The sequence below is a fragment of the Actinoplanes lobatus genome, assembly GCF_014205215.1.
Taxonomy (GTDB): Bacteria; Actinomycetota; Actinomycetes; order Mycobacteriales; family Micromonosporaceae; genus Actinoplanes; species Actinoplanes lobatus.
The window spans coordinates 86,982-102,469 of sequence record NZ_JACHNC010000001.1; the positions used below are offsets into that span (position 1 = coordinate 86,982).

16 protein-coding genes are annotated in these 15,488 nt (G+C 71.2%); 3 read left to right on the forward strand and 13 right to left on the reverse strand.

Features of this window, described 5'->3' with window-relative positions:
- Positions 1–30: 30 nt before the first annotated feature.
- The 9 genes from pheT to BJ964_RS00385 form a co-directional block, all read right to left on the reverse strand.
- Positions 31–2,508, reverse strand: a complete 2,478-nt coding sequence (pheT, locus tag BJ964_RS00345) for a phenylalanine--tRNA ligase subunit beta (protein ID WP_188118781.1) — start codon at positions 2,506–2,508, stop codon at positions 31–33.
- Between the two features lie 4 nt (positions 2,509–2,512).
- A complete protein-coding gene (locus BJ964_RS00350) occupies positions 2,513–3,574 on the reverse strand; it encodes a phenylalanine--tRNA ligase subunit alpha (RefSeq protein ID WP_188118782.1) in 1,062 nt (353 codons plus the stop codon).
- 170 nt (positions 3,575–3,744) lie between these two features.
- Complete coding sequence (locus BJ964_RS00355) at positions 3,745–4,518, reverse strand: TrmH family RNA methyltransferase (RefSeq protein ID WP_188118783.1); 774 nt, start codon at positions 4,516–4,518, stop codon at positions 3,745–3,747.
- Between the two features lie 71 nt (positions 4,519–4,589).
- Complete coding sequence (rplT, locus tag BJ964_RS00360; RefSeq protein ID WP_183226626.1) at positions 4,590–4,982, reverse strand: 50S ribosomal protein L20; 393 nt, start codon at positions 4,980–4,982, stop codon at positions 4,590–4,592.
- 39 nt (positions 4,983–5,021) lie between these two features.
- Complete coding sequence (gene rpmI, locus BJ964_RS00365; RefSeq protein WP_043528306.1) at positions 5,022–5,216, reverse strand: 50S ribosomal protein L35; 195 nt, start codon at positions 5,214–5,216, stop codon at positions 5,022–5,024.
- A 57-nt stretch (positions 5,217–5,273) separates the two neighbouring features.
- The gene (infC, locus tag BJ964_RS00370; RefSeq protein WP_188118784.1) at positions 5,274–5,879 is read right to left on the reverse strand and encodes a translation initiation factor IF-3; all 606 of its coding nucleotides are present in this window, start codon (positions 5,877–5,879) and stop codon (positions 5,274–5,276) included.
- A 327-nt stretch (positions 5,880–6,206) separates the two neighbouring features.
- Entirely contained in the window at positions 6,207–6,668 is a 462-nt protein-coding gene (locus BJ964_RS00375) for a PH domain-containing protein (RefSeq protein WP_188118785.1), read from the reverse strand.
- Positions 6,668–7,510: an ATP phosphoribosyltransferase gene (gene hisG, locus BJ964_RS00380; protein WP_188118786.1), complete on the reverse strand. Its 843-nt coding sequence runs from the start codon at positions 7,508–7,510 to the stop codon at positions 6,668–6,670. Before hisG ends, BJ964_RS00375 begins: the two co-directional genes overlap by 1 nt.
- Before the next feature lie 42 nt (positions 7,511–7,552).
- Positions 7,553–7,816 carry a phosphoribosyl-ATP diphosphatase gene (locus BJ964_RS00385; protein ID WP_183226630.1) on the reverse strand — a complete coding sequence of 88 codons (264 nt, stop codon included), beginning with the start codon at positions 7,814–7,816 and terminating at the stop codon, positions 7,553–7,555.
- Between the two features lie 77 nt (positions 7,817–7,893).
- Here BJ964_RS00385 and BJ964_RS00390 point away from each other — a divergent pair, with 77 nt between their 5' ends.
- From BJ964_RS00390 to BJ964_RS00400, 3 genes are read left to right on the forward strand one after another with little or no spacing between them, the layout of a single operon-like run.
- Positions 7,894–8,766, forward strand: a complete 873-nt coding sequence (locus tag BJ964_RS00390) for an ABC transporter substrate-binding protein (RefSeq protein ID WP_188118787.1) — start codon at positions 7,894–7,896, stop codon at positions 8,764–8,766.
- Positions 8,763–9,602 carry an amino acid ABC transporter permease gene (locus BJ964_RS00395; RefSeq protein WP_188118788.1) on the forward strand — a complete coding sequence of 280 codons (840 nt, stop codon included), beginning with the start codon at positions 8,763–8,765 and terminating at the stop codon, positions 9,600–9,602. Before BJ964_RS00390 ends, BJ964_RS00395 begins: the two co-directional genes overlap by 4 nt.
- Positions 9,602–10,342, forward strand: coding sequence for an amino acid ABC transporter ATP-binding protein (locus BJ964_RS00400; protein WP_275407716.1), 741 nt, complete (start codon positions 9,602–9,604; stop codon positions 10,340–10,342). Before BJ964_RS00395 ends, BJ964_RS00400 begins: the two co-directional genes overlap by 1 nt.
- On the opposite strand, the gene BJ964_RS00405 is transcribed toward BJ964_RS00400, so the two are convergent.
- From BJ964_RS00405 to ribH, 4 genes are all read right to left on the reverse strand, one after another.
- On the reverse strand, positions 10,320–11,831 hold the full coding sequence (locus BJ964_RS00405) for a hypothetical protein (RefSeq protein WP_188118789.1): 1,512 nt from the start codon (positions 11,829–11,831) through the stop codon (positions 10,320–10,322). The two genes, BJ964_RS00400 and BJ964_RS00405, sit on opposite strands and share 23 nt — an antisense overlap.
- Positions 11,824–12,666, reverse strand: a complete 843-nt coding sequence (locus BJ964_RS00410) for a hypothetical protein (RefSeq protein ID WP_188118790.1) — start codon at positions 12,664–12,666, stop codon at positions 11,824–11,826. The genes BJ964_RS00405 and BJ964_RS00410 overlap by 8 nt, the downstream gene beginning before the upstream one ends.
- A gap of 5 nt (positions 12,667–12,671) precedes the next feature.
- The gene (locus BJ964_RS00415; RefSeq protein ID WP_188118791.1) at positions 12,672–14,879 is read right to left on the reverse strand and encodes a glycosyltransferase; all 2,208 of its coding nucleotides are present in this window, start codon (positions 14,877–14,879) and stop codon (positions 12,672–12,674) included.
- Positions 14,880–14,979: 100 nt separating this feature from the next.
- A complete protein-coding gene (gene ribH, locus BJ964_RS00420; protein WP_188118792.1) occupies positions 14,980–15,456 on the reverse strand; it encodes a 6,7-dimethyl-8-ribityllumazine synthase in 477 nt (158 codons plus the stop codon).
- Between the last annotated feature and the right edge of the window lie 32 nt (positions 15,457–15,488).

Here is a 15,488-nt window from a genome sequence, read left to right on the forward strand (position 1 = left end):
TCCCCACCGGCCCGGCGTGAGCGGGGCGGATCAGGCGCCGCGGAGGGTGGCTCCGAAGCGGGAGGCGGTCACGGCCACCGCGGCGTCGCGGGCCGTGATGGTCTCCTCCGAGGTGAGCGTGCGGTCGGTGGCGCGGAAGGTCAGCTTGTAGGCCAGCGACCGCTTGCCCTCGCCCAGCTGCGACGACTCGTAGACGTCGAACAGGGCGACCGACTCCAGCAGCGGGCCCGCGCCCTCGGTGAGAGCGGCCTGGACCTCGGCGGCCGGGACGGTGCGGTCCAGGATCAGGGCCACGTCGATCAGCGCCGGCGGGAAGGTGGAGATCTTCACCGCCTCGACGACCGGGGCGTCCGGCAGGGCGTCCAGGTCGATCTCCGCGGCCGACGTGCGCTTGGGCAGGTCGAGGGCCGCGAGGACGGCCGGGTGCAGCTCACCGGCGTGACCGACGACCGCGCCGTCGACCAGGATCTCGGCGCAGCGGCCGGGGTGCCAGGGCGCCTGCTCGCCCGCCCGTACCGTGACGAGGTCGTCCGGGACGCCCGCCGCGGAGAGCGCGACGCGCACCGCCTCGATGGCGTCCGCCCAGGTCGCGGCCCGGCCCTGACCCCACCATCCGGCCGGCTCGATGTCGCCGGCCAGGACCACGGCCAGGTGCCACGGCTGTTCGGGGACGATCGCGTTGGCGGCCGCCCACTCCGCGTTGGTGGGACGCCGGTCCACGCCCAGCGTGGGCGGCGCGGTCGAGGTGAGGTGCGGCAGGAAGACCGTGCCGGCCTCGTAGAGCGCGACGTCCCGCCGGCCGCGGCCCAGGTTGCGCTTGAGCGTGCCGAGCAGCGGGCCGAGCAGGGTGGTCCGCAGCAGCGGCTCCTCCTCGGACAGCGGGTTGGTGAGCCGCACCGCGCTGCGCCGCGGGTCGGCCGCCGGCAGTCCGAGGGTGTCGGCCAGCCCGGGGCCGACGAACGGGTACGACAGCACCTCGACGTAACCGTTCTCGGCGAGCGCCCGGCCCACCGACCGGCGCCGTTTCTGCGCCGGGGTGAGCCCGTTGCTGCTGCCGGCCGGCGGCAGCACGCTGGGGATCTCGTTGTAGCCGCCGAGCCGCGCCACCTCCTCGATCAGGTCGATCGGGGCCACCAGGTCGGGCCGCCACGTCGGCGGTACGACGCTGAGCACCTCGTCACCGGTGACCTCGCAGCCGACCTTCCGCAGCAGGTCGGCGATCTGCTCCGCCGAGTACGGCAGCCCGACGATCCGGCCCGGCGCGTCGGCGGGCAGGGTCAGCGCGACGGGCGCGGCCACGTGGTCGATGTCGAGGATCCGCTCGTCGGCGGTCCCGCCGGCGTGCTCGGTGAGGATCTGGACGGCCCGTTCCAGGGCGACCAGCGGCAGCGCCGGGTCGACGCCCCGCTCCCACCGCTTGGCGGCCTCGCTGAACAGCCTGTGCCGCCGCGCGGTCCGGCCGACCATGACCGGGTCCCAGTGCGCGGCCTCGAGGAGCACGTCGACCGTGCCCTCATGCCACTCGCTGGTCTCGCCGCCCATGACGGCGGCGAGCGAGATCGGCCCGGTCTCGTCGCAGATCACCATGTCCTCGGCGTCGAGCGAGCGCGCGACACCGTCCAGGGTGGTCAGCTTCTCCCCGGCCCGGGCGCGGCGCACGACGAGGCCGCCGTTGAGCCGGTTAAGGTCGAAGACGTGCATCGGCTGGCCGAGTTCGAGCATCAGGTAGTTGGTGATGTCGACGGGCAGCGAGATGGCGCGGATGCCGGCCGCGATGAGCCGCCGCTGCATCCACTCCGGCGACTGCGCGGCCGGGTCGATGCCGCGGACCACACGGGCCGCGAACCGGTCACAGCCGACGGTGTCCTCGACGGCGATCGCCTGGGGCACGTCGGTGGTCGCACCCGGCGCGACAAGAAGACCCGGGTCGTCGAACGGCACACCGAAGTACGTGGACAGCTCCCGGGCGATGCCACGGACGCTCATCTCGTAGCCCCGGTCCGGGGTGATCTCCACCTCGATCAGCACGTCGTCCAGGCCGACCACGGCCCGCCCGTCGGCGCCCGGCCGAGCCGAGTCCGCGGGCAGCACGATGATGCCCGAGTGGTCACCGGACAGGCCCAGCTCGGCGGCGGAGCAGATCATGCCGTGCGAGTTGCGCCCGTACGTCTTCCGCGCCCCGATCTTGAACCCGCCCGGCAGTTCGCCACCCGGGAGGATGACCACGACGAGGTCGCCCTCGGCGAAGTTCCGCGCCCCGCAGACGATCTCCTGCGGCGCGTCCCGGCCGATGTCGACCGTGCAGAACCGGATCGGCTTCTTGAAACCGGTCAGCTCCTCGACGGTCAGCACCCGGCCGACCACCAGGTCACCGAGGATCGTGCCGGCCTGGTCGACGATGGACTCGACCTCCATGCCGAGGTTGGTCAGCGCCGCGTCCAGCTCCGAAGCGGTGATCCCCGCGGGCAGCTCGACGTACTCGCGCAGCCACGACAGTGACGTCTTCATCGCCTCAGGACTCCATTCCGAAGTTCGTGGTGAACCGCACGTCGCCCTCGACCATGTCGCGCATGTCGGAGACGCCGTTGCGGAACATCAGGGTCCGCTCGACACCCATGCCGAACGCGAAACCCGAGTAGACGGCCGGGTCGATGCCGCTGGCGGTGAGGACCCGCGGGTTGACCATGCCGCAGCCACCCCACTCGACCCAGCGAGGCCCGTCCCGGTGCTCGGCGAACCAGACGTCGAACTCGGCGGACGGCTCGGTGAACGGGAAGTAGTGCGGCCGCCAGCGGGTCTTCGCGTCCGGGCCGAACATCGCCTTGGCGAAGTGGTCGAGCGTGCCCCGCAGGTGGGCCATGGTGATGCCCTCGTCGATGACCAGGCCCTCGATCTGGTGGAACACCGGGCTGTGGGTGGCGTCCAGTTCGTCGGTCCGGTAGACACGGCCGGGGCTGACCACGTAGATCGGCGGCTGCCGGTCCAGCATGGTGCGCACCTGGCCGGGCGACGTGTGGGTCCGCATGACCAGGCCGGGCAGGTCGACGAAGAAGGTGTCGGAGGCGCCGCGGACCGGGTTGTCCGGGCCGATGTTGAGCGCGTCGAAGTTGGCCCACTCCAGCTCGAGCTGGGGACCGTCGACGATGTCGTAGCCCATGCCGACGAAGATGTCGCCCATGTGCTCCATGAGCGTGGTCAGCGGGTGCCGGGCGCCACGCGGGCGGCGGGTCCACGGCAGGGTCACGTCGACGCGTTCCTCGACCAGCACCCGGGCGGCGCGGTCGGCTTCCAGCTCGGCCTGGCGCGCGTCGTAGGCGGCCTGCACGGCCTGCCGGGCGATGTTGACGCGCTTGCCGGCGTCGGACTTCGCGGCCGGCGGCAGCGAGCCGATCTCCCGGCGCGCGAGCGACACGGGCGAGCGGTCGCCCAGGTGGGCCGGCTTCAGAGCGTGCAGCGCGTCGAGGTCGGCGGCGGTAGCGAACGCCTTCTCGGCCTCCGCTACCGCGGCTTCGAGCGACGCGGGATCGAGCAGGGCGGCCTGCTTCGGATCGTACGGATCGTTGCGGTAGGACATGATCGGGCGAGCTCCCTAATACCGGATTTGCCATCGGGCAGTCTACGGAGGCACGGCTGGGCCGCGGCCCGCCGGTCAGGGAGTGCGCGCAGAAGTGTCAGATCCCGCGCCCGCGACCAGCGGGCCGGATAAACGAAAGCCGGGGACCTGACATGCCGCCCAGCATACGCTCAGCGCTGCGCGCGGGCCGAGGCATATAGACAGACGGCGGCGGCCGCGGCCAGGTTGAGGCTTTCGGCGCCGCCATAGATGGGTACGCGTACCCGCCGGTCCGCCGCACTCAGCACGGAGGCGGGCAGCCCGTGCGCCTCGGAGCCGAACAGCCAGGCCGTCGGAAGTGCGAGCTGACCGCCGTCGAGCAGCGAGTCCACGTCGTCCTCGCCGGTGCCGCTGGTGGCGAGCACCTGGAGGCCGCTGTCCTGGAGCAGGTCCACGACACTCAGCGGGGACCGGACGACGTCGACGTGGAACAGCGAGCCGGCCGACGACCGTACAGTTTTGCCGTTGTAGGGGTCGACGGCGTCGCCGGCGAAGATGACCGCCCCGGCGCCCGCGGCATCCGCCGTGCGCAGCACGGTCCCGGCGTTGCCGGGGTCCCGGATCTCGGCGACCACCGCGACCAGCCGGGGGTTCTTGGCGAGGGCCTCGCCGATCGGCACGTCCGGCTGCTCGCAGACGGCGACCAGGCCCTGCGGATGCACGGTCTCGGCGAGCGCCGCCAGGGCGTCGTCGGTGACCGGCGACAGCTCCGGGGCCTGCGCGGCGAGGTCGGCGTACCGGTCCAGCGCGGCCGGCGTCCCGAACAGTTCGATCACCGCCCCCGCGGCCAGCGCCTCACGCACGGCCTGCGGACCTTCGGCCAGGAAGCGGCCGCTCTGATCGCGATCCTTACGGCGCTGGAGACGCCGGGCCGCGACGATTCTGGGGGTACGGGGTGTGAACATCCGCTCCGACCTGGGAAAAGGAGACGCCCCCCGGAAAAGGGGGGCGTCCCGAAAACGTGCTACGCGATAACTCAGGCAGCCTGCGCGGCGGCGCCGCCGGTGCCCTCGGCCGCGACGGCCGCACGAGCGATCTCGACGATGGCCGCGAAGGCAGCCGCGTCGTTCACCGCGAGGTCGGCCAGGATCTTGCGGTCGACCTCGACCTCGGCCAGCTTGAGGCCCTGGATCAGGCGGTTGTAGGTCATACCGTTCGACCGGGCCGCCGCGTTGATACGGGTGATCCACAGCTGGCGGAAGTCGCCCTTGCGGTCACGGCGGTCACGGTACGAGTACTGCATCGAGTGCAGCACCTGCTCCTTGGCCTTGCGGTACAGGCGGGAGCGCTGACCGCGGTAGCCGCTCGCGGTCTCGAGCAGGGTGCGGCGCTTCTTCTGGGCGTTTACCGCCCGCTTGACGCGTGCCATTCTCAGTTACTCCTTACAGGGGTACGGGTCAGGCGCGCGTCAGCGGCCCAGAAGCTTCTTCACTCGCGCGGTGTCGGCCTTGGCCACAACGACCGTTCCGGTCATCCGGCGGGTGACGTGGGAGCTCTTGTGCTCCAGCAGGTGACGCTTGCCGGCCTGCTCGCGCACGATCTTGCCCTTGCCGGTGACCTTCACCCGCTTACCCATGCCGGTGTGGCTCTTCATCTTCGGCACTTGACGCCTCTTTCTGATCTTTCCCCGCAACCGGGGGGTCGACGGGAAAAAGCTGGCTTATTCGACGGTGGTCTCAGCAGGAGCAGCGGCCGGCGCAGCGCCGTCATCCTCGCGCGGCTCACGGCCGGGCTTGGCGCCCGCCGCGGTGGCAGCAACGGCGGCGGCCTTGGTGGCCCGATGCGGGGCCAGCACCATGATCATGTTCCGGCCGTCCTGCTTCGGGCTGGCCTCCACGAAGCCCAGCTCCGAGATCTCCTCGCTGAGCCGGCGGAGAAGCCGGAAGCCCAGCTCGGGACGGCTCTGCTCACGACCACGGAACATGATCGTCACCTTGACCTTGTCGCCCGCCTTGAGGAACCGCACCACGTGACCCTTTTTGGTCTCGTAGTCGTGCGGGTCGATCTTCGGCCGCAGCTTCATTTCCTTGATGACGGTCTGCTGCTGGTTGCGCCGCGCTTCGCGGGCCTTGAGTGCGCTCTCGTACTTGAACTTGCCGAAGTCCATGAGCTTGCACACCGGCGGCCGCGCCATCGGAGCAACCTCGACCAGATCCAGATCGACATCCGCGGCCAGCTGGAGAGCACGCTCGAGCGGCACGATGCCGACCTGCTCACCCTCCGGACCGACCAGACGGACCTCACGAGCCCGGATCTGTTCGTTCACGCGTGGTTCGACGCTGATGGGGCCTCCTCAGTTGATACCTCACCCGGCCGGCTGGGCCGGGTGCTGCCAATGTCGGTCGGCCCCGAGTGTCCCGCTGGCCGCGGGACGCCGGGAAAGCAGAAGGCCCCGCCTGCGTTCTCGAAAGAGCGCAGGCTGGGGCCCGCTCGACCGGTCATCGGCGCCCGAAAGGAGGACGCGCACCCGACAGGGATCAACCCCTGTCAGGGAGACCGGACCCGGCCACTGATGTGACTCGGGTGGGAACCAGCGGGCTCCTCTTTCGCGCCCCTGCACGAGCAAGGGCGTGGTCGACTGCCCGCAATCCTATCAGGCCTTGTGGGAGGCCGAATGAAGAGCCCTCAGGGTGCGCACCCCGTCGACCGCGTAGTCCTTGTCGACGGCCTGCAACGCGTGGACCGGCACCTGCTCGTCGTTCTCCAGCTCCAGTTGGGCCCACGCCGAGTTCCGGTCGAACCGGACGGCACGCACCACGGTCCACGGCAGGTCGTAGCCGCCGATCACGTTGCGCACGTGCACGCCCTCGTCGTCGGCGGTGACCCGCGGCCGGCAGAACGCCAGGACGCCCAGGCCGAGCAGCACACCCAGCCCGATCATGGCGAGCTGGTCACCGCGCTGGAAGCTGGCGTTCGAGTTCTGGAAGCCGGCCGAGCCGGTCAGCCCGAAGCTGATCACCGTGAAGAAGAGCATCAGACCCACGGCCAACGGTACGGCCACCCAGCGGATCTTCTTGGGGCGATAGCGGACGCCGGACTCGGATTCAGACGTCATCAGAGCCTGCAATTCGCGATGTCGGTGACGAGGATCGCCCGGGCGCCCAGTTCGTACAGCTCGTCCATGACCCGGTGCACGTCACTGCGCTGGACCATGGCCTCGACCGCGACCCAGCCCTCCCGGTGCAGCGGCGACACGGTCGGGGACTCGATGCCCGGGGTCAGGCTGGTGGCCTGGTCGAGCAGGTCGGCGCGGACGTCGTACGCCAGCATGACGAAGTTGCGCGCGACAAGCACACCGTGCAGGCGCCGCAGCAGCTGGGCGGCGCCGTTGGGCGCCTGCTCCTCGCGCCCGATCAGGATGGCCGACGACTTCATGATCGGCTCCCCGATCGTGACGAGGCCGGCCTGGCGCAGCGTGGCGCCGGTCTCCACCACGTCGGCGATCAGGTCGGCGACGCCGAGCCGCACCGCGTTCTCCACCGCGCCGTCGAGGCGCACCACGTCCGCCTTGAGCTCGTGCTCGTCCAGGTAGCGGCCGACCACCCCGGGATAGGCGGTGGCGATGCGGCGGCCACCGATCTGGCCGACGTCGGTCAGCGTCCCGGCCGGGGCGGCCCAGCGGAACGTGGCCCGGCCGAAGTTCAGGTCGAGCAGCTCGGCCGCCGGCACCCCGGAGTCGACCAGCAGGTCCCGGCCGGTGATGCCGAGATCCAGATCACCCGAGCCGACGTACGTCGCGATGTCCTTCGGCCGCAGGTAGAAGAACTCGACGTTGTTGGCTTCGTCACGGCAGATCAGGTCTTTGGGGTCGGTGCGCTGGCGGTACCCGGCGTCCCGCAACATCTGTGACGCCGGTGCGGAGAGGGTGCCCTTGTTCGGAATGGCGATGCGCAGCATGGACGTGCTCCTTCGATCAGTGAACGGGTCTGCGGACGCGTGTCACAGATGTCGGTAGACGTCCTCGAGTTCCAGTCCGGAGGCGATCATCAGGACCTGGGCCTGGTAGAGCAGCTGGGATATCTCCTCGGCAGCGCGTTCCGGCCCCTCGTGCTCGGCGGCCATCCACGACTCGGCCGCCTCCTCGACGACCTTCTTGCCGATGAAGTGGACTCCGCGTTCGAGCGCCTCGACGGTGCCCGAACCGGGTGTCTTGTCCGCCGCCTTGCGTTGCAACTCGGCAAACAGTTCTTCGAACGTCTTCACGAGTAGCGATTGTGGCAGCTCATCACGTCTTGACGACGAACGGCCCCAGCCCGTGGGACGTCTTCTAAGCTCCCGTCATGCTCAGCCGACACACCCCCGTGGCCCTGGGTGGCGCAGCATTGCTGCTCGCCGCCGTGACGGCCTGCTCCCCCGTCGACGAGAAGGAACCCACGTCCACCTCCTCGGCCGCCCCGGCCCAGACGTGCGACCCGGCATCCCTGAAGACACTTGCCGCCGGCAAACTCACCATCGGCACCGACAACCCGGCGTACGAGCCGTGGTTCAGCGAGAACAAGCCGGACAACGGCAAGGGGTACGAATCGGCCGTCGCCTACCAGGTGGCCGAGCGGCTCGGCTACCAGAAGTCCGACGTCGTCTGGACCCAGGTCACCTTCAACAACGCGATCGCGCCCGGCCCCAAGGCGTTCGACATCGACGTCAACCAGTTCTCGATCACCGACGAGCGCCGGGCCGCGGTGGACTTCTCCTCGCCGTACTACCTGGTCCGGCAGACCGTGATCACCACCAAGAAGTCCAAGATCGCCGGAGCGAAGTCGCTGGCCGACCTCAAGGACGCCAAGCTCGGCGCCCAGGTCGGCACGACCAGCTACCAGGCGATCACCGACCTGATCAAGCCGACCACCGACCCGGCCGTGTTCAACAACAACGACGACGCCAAGAAGGCGCTGGAGAACGGCACCGTCGACGGCATCGTGGTGGACCTGCCGACCGCGTTCTACATGACCGCGGCGGAGCTGGAGGACGGCGTGATCGTCGGCCAGCTGCCCCAGGTCGGCGTGCCCGAGCAGTTCGGCATCGTGCTGGACAAGGGCTCCCCGCTGACCGGCTGCGTCAGTAGGGCGGTCGACCAGCTCCGCCAGGACGGCACCCTCGCCGTACTGGAGAAGACGTGGCTCGCCGACAGCGCCGGAGCCCCCGAACTCCAGTGAGCCACACGCCAAGCACCCGGCAACAGGAACGGATCGCCTACCGTCGCGGACGGGCGGTCCGTTCCGTTCTGCTGGCCGCCGCATCGACGGCCGTCGTCGGCACGGCGCTCACGGTGGGCATCACCGGGGCGCCCGGCTGGGAGCGGGTCAAGGAGTCCTTCTTCGACCCGGAGACCGCCGTCGAGTACCTGCCGGCGATCCTCGAGGGACTCTGGCTCAACGTGAAGCTGCTGGTGGTCTGCGCCACCCTGGCCCTGGCGCTGGGCCTGTTCATCGCGGTGCTGCGCACGCTGCGGGGCCCGGTCTTCTTCCCGGTACGCGCCATGGCCACCACCTACACGTACTCGTTCCGCGGCCTGCCCCTGATCATCGTGATCTACCTGTTCGCGTTCGGCATCCCCGGGTTGCGGCTCCAGGGCACACCGGACGTGCTGTGGCTGGGCGCCGCGGCGATCATCGTGACGTACGGCGCCTACCTGGCCGAGGTGTTCCGGGCCGGCATCGAGTCGGTGCATCCGAGCCAGATCGCGGCGGCCCGTTCGCTGGGGCTGAGCTACCGCCAGGCGATGCGCCACGTGGTGCTGCCACAGGCGGTCCGCCGGGTGGCGCCGCCGCTGCTCAACGACACCGTGGCGCTCCAGAAGGACGTCGGCCTCATCTCGCTGGCCGGCCCGGTCGACGCCATCCGGGCCGCCCAGATCGGGGTGGCCGAGTCCGCCGACTTCACCCCGTACGTGGTGGCCGGTGTCCTGTTCGTCCTGCTCGCCCTGCCGCTGGTCGCGGTCACCGACTGGGTGACGCTGCGGGCGGCCCGCCGTCAGAACGCGGGGTCCTGATGCTGCTGGCCATCGACAAGGTCCGGAAGGTCTTCGGCGACCACGTCATCCTCGACGACCTCAGCCTGGACGTGGCCGAGCACGAGGTGGTGGCCCTGATCGGCGCCTCCGGCTCGGGCAAGTCCACCCTGCTGCGCTGCGTCAATCTGCTCACCGAGGTCGACGACGGCACGATCCACCTGGACGGCGAGGAGATCACCGACCCGCGGGCCGACCCGGACCTGGTCCGGCGGCGGATCGGCCTGGTCTTCCAGTCGTACAACCTGTTCCCGCACATGACGGTGCTGGAGAACATCATGCTCGCGCCGGTCCGCGTACACCGGAGGTCTTCGGGCGAGGCGCGAGCGCAAGCGATGCAGTGGCTGGACCGGGTCGGGCTGGCGGAGAAGGCGGGCGCCTACCCGGACCGGCTCTCCGGCGGCCAGCAGCAGCGGGCCGCCATCGTCCGGGCCCTGGTGAACAGCCCGCGCCTGCTGCTGCTCGACGAGGTCACCTCGGCGCTCGACCCGGAACTGGTGGGCGAGGTGCTCACCATGATCCGCGAGCTGAAGAGCGACGGCATGACCATGGTGCTGGCCACCCACGAGATGGGTTTCGCCAAGCAGGTGGCCGACCGGGTGGCGTTCCTGGACGGCGGCCGCGTCCTCGAACAGGGGCCGCCCGAGCAGGTGCTGGGCGACCCCGTCGAACCGCGGACCCGTCAGTTCCTGGCCCGGATCATCGAAGCAGGAAGGCTTTAGCCCGCCGCTTGACCGCGCCGGCGAGGCGTTTCGGGTCGCGCAGCCGGGTCACCCTCCCGACGAACGACACGGCCCGGACCGCCCGCCCGCTCTTGAGGCGGCGCAGCTCGTCGCGCAGGTTGCGCAGCTGCTGCTCCCGGGTGCGCAGCTGCTGGTCGCGGAAGCGCATGGTCCGCTCCAGGCCGAAGATGTGCCCGGCCTGCTCGTTGATCGTCTGCTCGGCGGCGGCCGCGCCGGCCAGGGCGCCACGCAGGCCGGTCCGGTCCTCCGCCGGGCCGGCCAGTGCCCGGCCCGCTTCGAGGATCTCCGCCGTCGGCTCGACGCCGGACATCGCGAGCCAGGTCTTCACCAGGTCGTCGCCGTCGGCCATCCACGGCGGCCACGGATGCCGCCGGCGCCCGCCGATCAGCCGGTCCCGGAAGCGGAACCAGGCGGCCGCGAGCGGGATCTCCGGTCCGGTCGGCACGGCCACGAAATCGTGGATCTCGTCGAAGAACGCGCCGCCACCGAGCTCGCCGAGCTTCGCGGCGCAGGCCCGGAAACCCGGCACGTCCTCGGCCGCGGCCAGCCGGAACAGCACGGTCTCCGCGTTCTCGGCGTCCGGCACCGCCCGGTCGCCGATCCGCCAGCCGTCCGCGCCCAGGTCCGCGGTCAGGGCGCCGGTGTAGGCGGTGTGCGTCTCCCCCGCTGGTCCCAGGACCACGATCCAACCCGGCGCGACCGCGTCGAGCAGCCCGGCCCGTGCCGCGGCTTCGGCGGCGTCGGTCACCGGCGCGAGCAGGGGCGTGCCCGAGGCCTCCGCGGCGAGTCCGGCGAGAGCGAGACACGCTCCAGGAAAACCGGGTCTGGTACGCCGCAGAGCACCCGAATCCACCAGGACACCGGTCCGCCCGTCCACCCGGTAGGCGGCGAAGCTCCGGTCCACCTCGCCGAGCACCTCGGCGGCCTGTGCCGGGGAGGAGGGCCGCCGCGGGTCGTCGTGCAGCGGCCGCCACTCGTCGTCGCCGTACCGGTCCTTGAGCGGCCGCCGGTCGAGCAGCCCGGTGATCGAGAACGCGTTCTCCACGGCGATCACCACGAGCGCGCCCGGGGCGCCCAGCCCGCGCAGCAAGGCGGCCCGTTCCGGCCAGTCCAGGGCGGCCGAGTCCGGTCCGAGCAGCCGGTCCAGTCCGTCGGCCGCGATGATCACGTCGTACCCGGCGGGGTTCTCGGCGGCCAGACCGTCGAGCGCGCCGTTGACGACGGTGTACCCGTCCCGCAGCGCCGCGGCGTCGCCGACCGACCGGACCAGCACGGTCAGGTCCGCGCCGCGCCGTGCCACGAGGTCCAGCACGCCGGTGTCGTGCGGTCCGGCGATCAGCGCCCGGCCGATCCGGGCCGGCAACAGGTCGGCCAGCAGGGCGGTGAGCACCGGGCCGCCGGCCGGGTTCTCATCGGTCCACGGCTGGAGTTCGCCACGGACGACGGGCGGCAGTTCGGTCTCAGTCACGGGGGTTCCAATCGAAGAGCATGCGCATCTCGGCCGCCGGCATGAGGTGGGCCCGGCCCAGTTCGACGTCGGTGGTGGCGCGGGCGGCGGCCAGGTCGATGTCCTTGCCGAGCATCTCCGGCCACAGCCGGGCGATCCGGGCCTGCCCGCCGAAGACCGGGTTGTCGCCCTCCAGTTCCATGGCGTCGCCGTACACCGCGGGCCGGCAGCCGGCCGCGACACCGAAGAAGACCGCGGTGCTGAGCCGGTTGGCGGCGACCCGCTTGAACCGCCGGAACGTCTCCAGCTGCTTGTAGAGGAACCGGCGGTCGGTGCCCTCGTAGTTCCAGCCGCGCTTACCGAAGCAGATCACGTCGAAACCGGCCTTCTCGTACGCCCGGCGCACCTCGGCCCGTTCGAACTCGGTGTAGTAGAGGCTGATCGTGACCGGTTCGGTCTCGGTGTCCCTGATCTCGGAGATGAGCCGGGCGTGGTCGCCCTCGATCCTGCCGCCCTTGCCACCGCCCTCCCAGCCGTGGAAGAGGAACCACAGCGTGCCGCGGCGCTCCTGCTCCGGCACCACGCCGAGGTCCGGCTCCAGCTCCATCAGGTAGAGGAAGGGCGCGCCGACCACGTGGTAGTTGCGCCGCCCGAGCGCGTGCCCCCGCCGCCGGTTGGCGTCCGCCCAGGTGTAACGCCACGCCCCGGCGAAGAACTCGTGCACCGGGTTCCAGCCGCAGCCGACGTTCCACCCGTGCTGGAGGTAGCCCCGGATCCGCGGCGGGTGCTCGTCGTCCAGGCCGCAGTACCGGGCCAGGATGTGGGTCTGACCGTAGTAGTGGTTGTGGTGATGCATGCCGATCAGCTCGTCTCCAGGTGCAGGGTGCCGGCCCGGGTGTAGAGGAGGTGCCGGGCCAGGTGCCGGGGCAGGCTGGTGAGGGCGAACGTCTCGGCCTGCACCGCGTAGTCCCCCGCGAAGAGCGTCCAGTCGGCCTCGTCCGCCGGTTCCAGGGCCGCGGTGTCCAGGCGCGCCGCCCAGCGGCCCCCGTCGAGCGTCATGGCGCAGAGGGCGTCCACGGCGTCGTCGGAGTTCGGCTGGAACCGCCGCCACACGATCCGCCGGTAGTCGACACCGTCCCAGCGCGGGCCGGACACGGTGATCACGTCGCCGTCCACGGTGATCGCGGAGGCGCTCACCCGGGCCGGCGCCTCGACCAGGTTCAGGTACTGCCCGGGTGAGCGGGCGATGCTGAGCACCCGGTCGCCGTAGGGCACGCTCACCGCGCCGGAGAGGCCGGTGACCAGCAGCAGCGAGTCGCCGATCTTGGGGATCAGCAGGGTGCGGCCGAGGAACGGGTCGTCCGGGCTGGTGGCGTCGACCACCGCACGCACCGGGATCCGGGCGGTGAACCCGCCGTCCGGGCCGGTCTCCAGCGGCACCCGCACGTCCCGGGCCGCCCGCGACAGCACCAGCTCCCGGGCCGCCGTCCCAGACGGCAGCCGACCGGTCAGCACCAGCGCGTCACCGTCCGCCACGGCGCCGGTCAGCTCGGCCTCACCGGCGATGCGCCGCAGCTGCATGCGACCGTCGGAGGCGCGGGCCGGCTGGTACCAGGCGTCGCCGATCCGGGCCCCGACCGGGTAGAGCGTCTGCAGCCCGAGCAGGCTCCGGCGGCGGACCGGGCCGCTGCGCATGGAGGCCATCAGGCGCACCGAGCCACGCTGCCGGGGGATGGCGGCGAGCACGCTGCGCGGCACCCGTGTCTCGAAGCCGGTGACCCGTTCGCCGCCGCCCGGCACCGGGATCCGCCGAACGCGCAGCGGGGTGGCCCGCAGGCCGGCGAGCAGCGTCATCCGCAGCGTCGCGTCGTCGTCCGCCGGCATGTGCAGGATCTCCGCCGTGCCGCGCAGCACGAGCGCGTCGTCGGCCCATTCCAGGTGGGTGGCGGTGGCCCGCAGCTCCAGCTCCTTCGGGGCCAGCCGGTAGACGTCGGCCGGCACACCGGTGGCGTCCCGCGAGCCCGGGTAGGCGCTGCGGTACCGCCAGGGCAGGATCGGGTGGCGGTCGGCGCGGACCCCGGCCGTCAGGCCGCCGTCGGCGCGGAACCGGGCCAGGCGCTGGAGCAGCTCGACGTCGCCGGACCGCAGCGCGTAGTACTCCAGCCGCTGGAACGCCGGGATCCGCTCCAGCACCTGTTCGTCGAGCCGTCCGGTGAGCCGCCGGCCCAGCCCGAGCAGCGCCGGCATCTCGTGCTCGGCGGCCGCGGCGAACGCCTGCACCACCGTGGTGAGGTCGATCTGGGCCAGATGGTGGTGCACCGTGGGGCGCAGCTCGGGCGCGCGGCGGTCCACCATGTCCAGCACCATCTCGGCCGAGACGACCCGGTCCTCGAGGTTGCCGAACACGAACTTCTGCTGGGTGATGGACTCGCCCGACTCCCGCTCACGCCAGTAGTAGGTGGGCGCGGCCAGGCAGTCGACGGTGACCGCGTCGAGGTGGGCCTTGAGCGTGACCGGGTAGTCCTCGTAGCGGATCGCCGGGAACCGGTACGCGAACTGGTCCCAGAAGCGCCGCCGGTAGACCTTGTTCCACACCATCCGGTCGATGGCCAGCTCGGGGAACTCGAGCACGTGGGTGGCGGGCCGGTCGGCGGCGAAGGCGAACCGGTGGACGTACGACTGGCGTACCCCGGCGGTGTTGTTGAACCGCCGCGCGTTGCCACCGGCCAGCGACGAGGAGGTGCGGTCCAGTGACCGGACCAGCATCTCGTAGGCGTGCCGCGGCACCAGGTCGTCGCTGTCGACGAACGTCAGGTACTCACCCCGGGCGTGCTCGACGCCGGTGTTGCGGGCCGGGCCGAGGCCCTGGTTCTCCTGCGTGACCAGCCGGAACCGTGGGTCCGCGGCGCAGAACGCCCGGGCGATCCCGGCGCTGCCGTCCCGGGAGCCGTCGTCGACCAGGACGACCTCGAAGTCCCGGAAGGTCTGCCGGGCCAGCGAGTCGAGGCACGCGGCCAGGTAGCGCTCGACGTCGTAGTACGGCACGACGATGCTGAGCCGTGGGAACACCGTGGGACACCAGTCTCGGAATAGGGCTGCGGACCGGGGAAGCATCCCGGCGCCGAGCACCTATTCCGAGAACGGAGAGTGTCCTCGAGGTGAAGACGCTCTACTGCTTGGAGACCTCACGGATCGTGAGTGCGGCATCGAGGACCGCCACCGTGCTCTGCCAGCCCTTGTCCTCGATCGAGTCCTCCAGGCCGGCCCGGTCGCGGGCCTGGCCCAGGCTGTGCACGGTCAGCACGCCGTGCGCCACCGGGGTCTCCTCGTCCAGCGCCACCCGGGTCAGGCCGGTGGTCACCGCGTCACACACGTACTCGAAGTGCTGGGTCTCGCCCTTGATCACCACGCCCAGGGCGACCACCGCGTCGACCCGGCGGGCCAGCGCCTGCGCCACCACCGGCAGCTCCACCGACCCGGCCACCCGGACGGTGATCACCTCCATGACGCCGCACGCCTCGGCGGCGGCCTGCGCCCGGCTGATCATGTGACCGACCAGGTCGTCGTGCCACCGGGAACCGACGATGCCGAGCCGGAGCCCGGCCGCCTCGACGGTGTGCAGGTGTGGATCACCGAAGCCGGCCATGTATGTCACCCTTTTTCATTGCATCATCACCC

Coding starts and splice junctions, on each gene's coding strand:
- pheT (WP_188118781.1), bottom strand. CDS start 2,508: ATGAAGACGTCACTGTCGTGGCTGCGCGAGTACGTCGAGCTGCCCGCG.
- BJ964_RS00350 (WP_188118782.1), bottom strand. CDS start 3,574: ATGTCCTACCGCAACGATCCGTACGATCCGAAGCAGGCCGCCCTGCTC.
- BJ964_RS00355 (WP_188118783.1), bottom strand. CDS start 4,518: ATGTTCACACCCCGTACCCCCAGAATCGTCGCGGCCCGGCGTCTCCAG.
- rplT (WP_183226626.1), bottom strand. CDS start 4,982: ATGGCACGCGTCAAGCGGGCGGTAAACGCCCAGAAGAAGCGCCGCACC.
- BJ964_RS00375 (WP_188118785.1), bottom strand. CDS start 6,668: ATGACGTCTGAATCCGAGTCCGGCGTCCGCTATCGCCCCAAGAAGATC.
- hisG (WP_188118786.1), bottom strand. CDS start 7,510: ATGCTGCGCATCGCCATTCCGAACAAGGGCACCCTCTCCGCACCGGCG.
- BJ964_RS00390 (WP_188118787.1), top strand. CDS start 7,894: ATGCTCAGCCGACACACCCCCGTGGCCCTGGGTGGCGCAGCATTGCTG.
- BJ964_RS00400 (WP_275407716.1), top strand. CDS start 9,602: ATGCTGCTGGCCATCGACAAGGTCCGGAAGGTCTTCGGCGACCACGTC.
- BJ964_RS00410 (WP_188118790.1), bottom strand. CDS start 12,666: ATGCATCACCACAACCACTACTACGGTCAGACCCACATCCTGGCCCGG.
- ribH (WP_188118792.1), bottom strand. CDS start 15,456: ATGGCCGGCTTCGGTGATCCACACCTGCACACCGTCGAGGCGGCCGGG.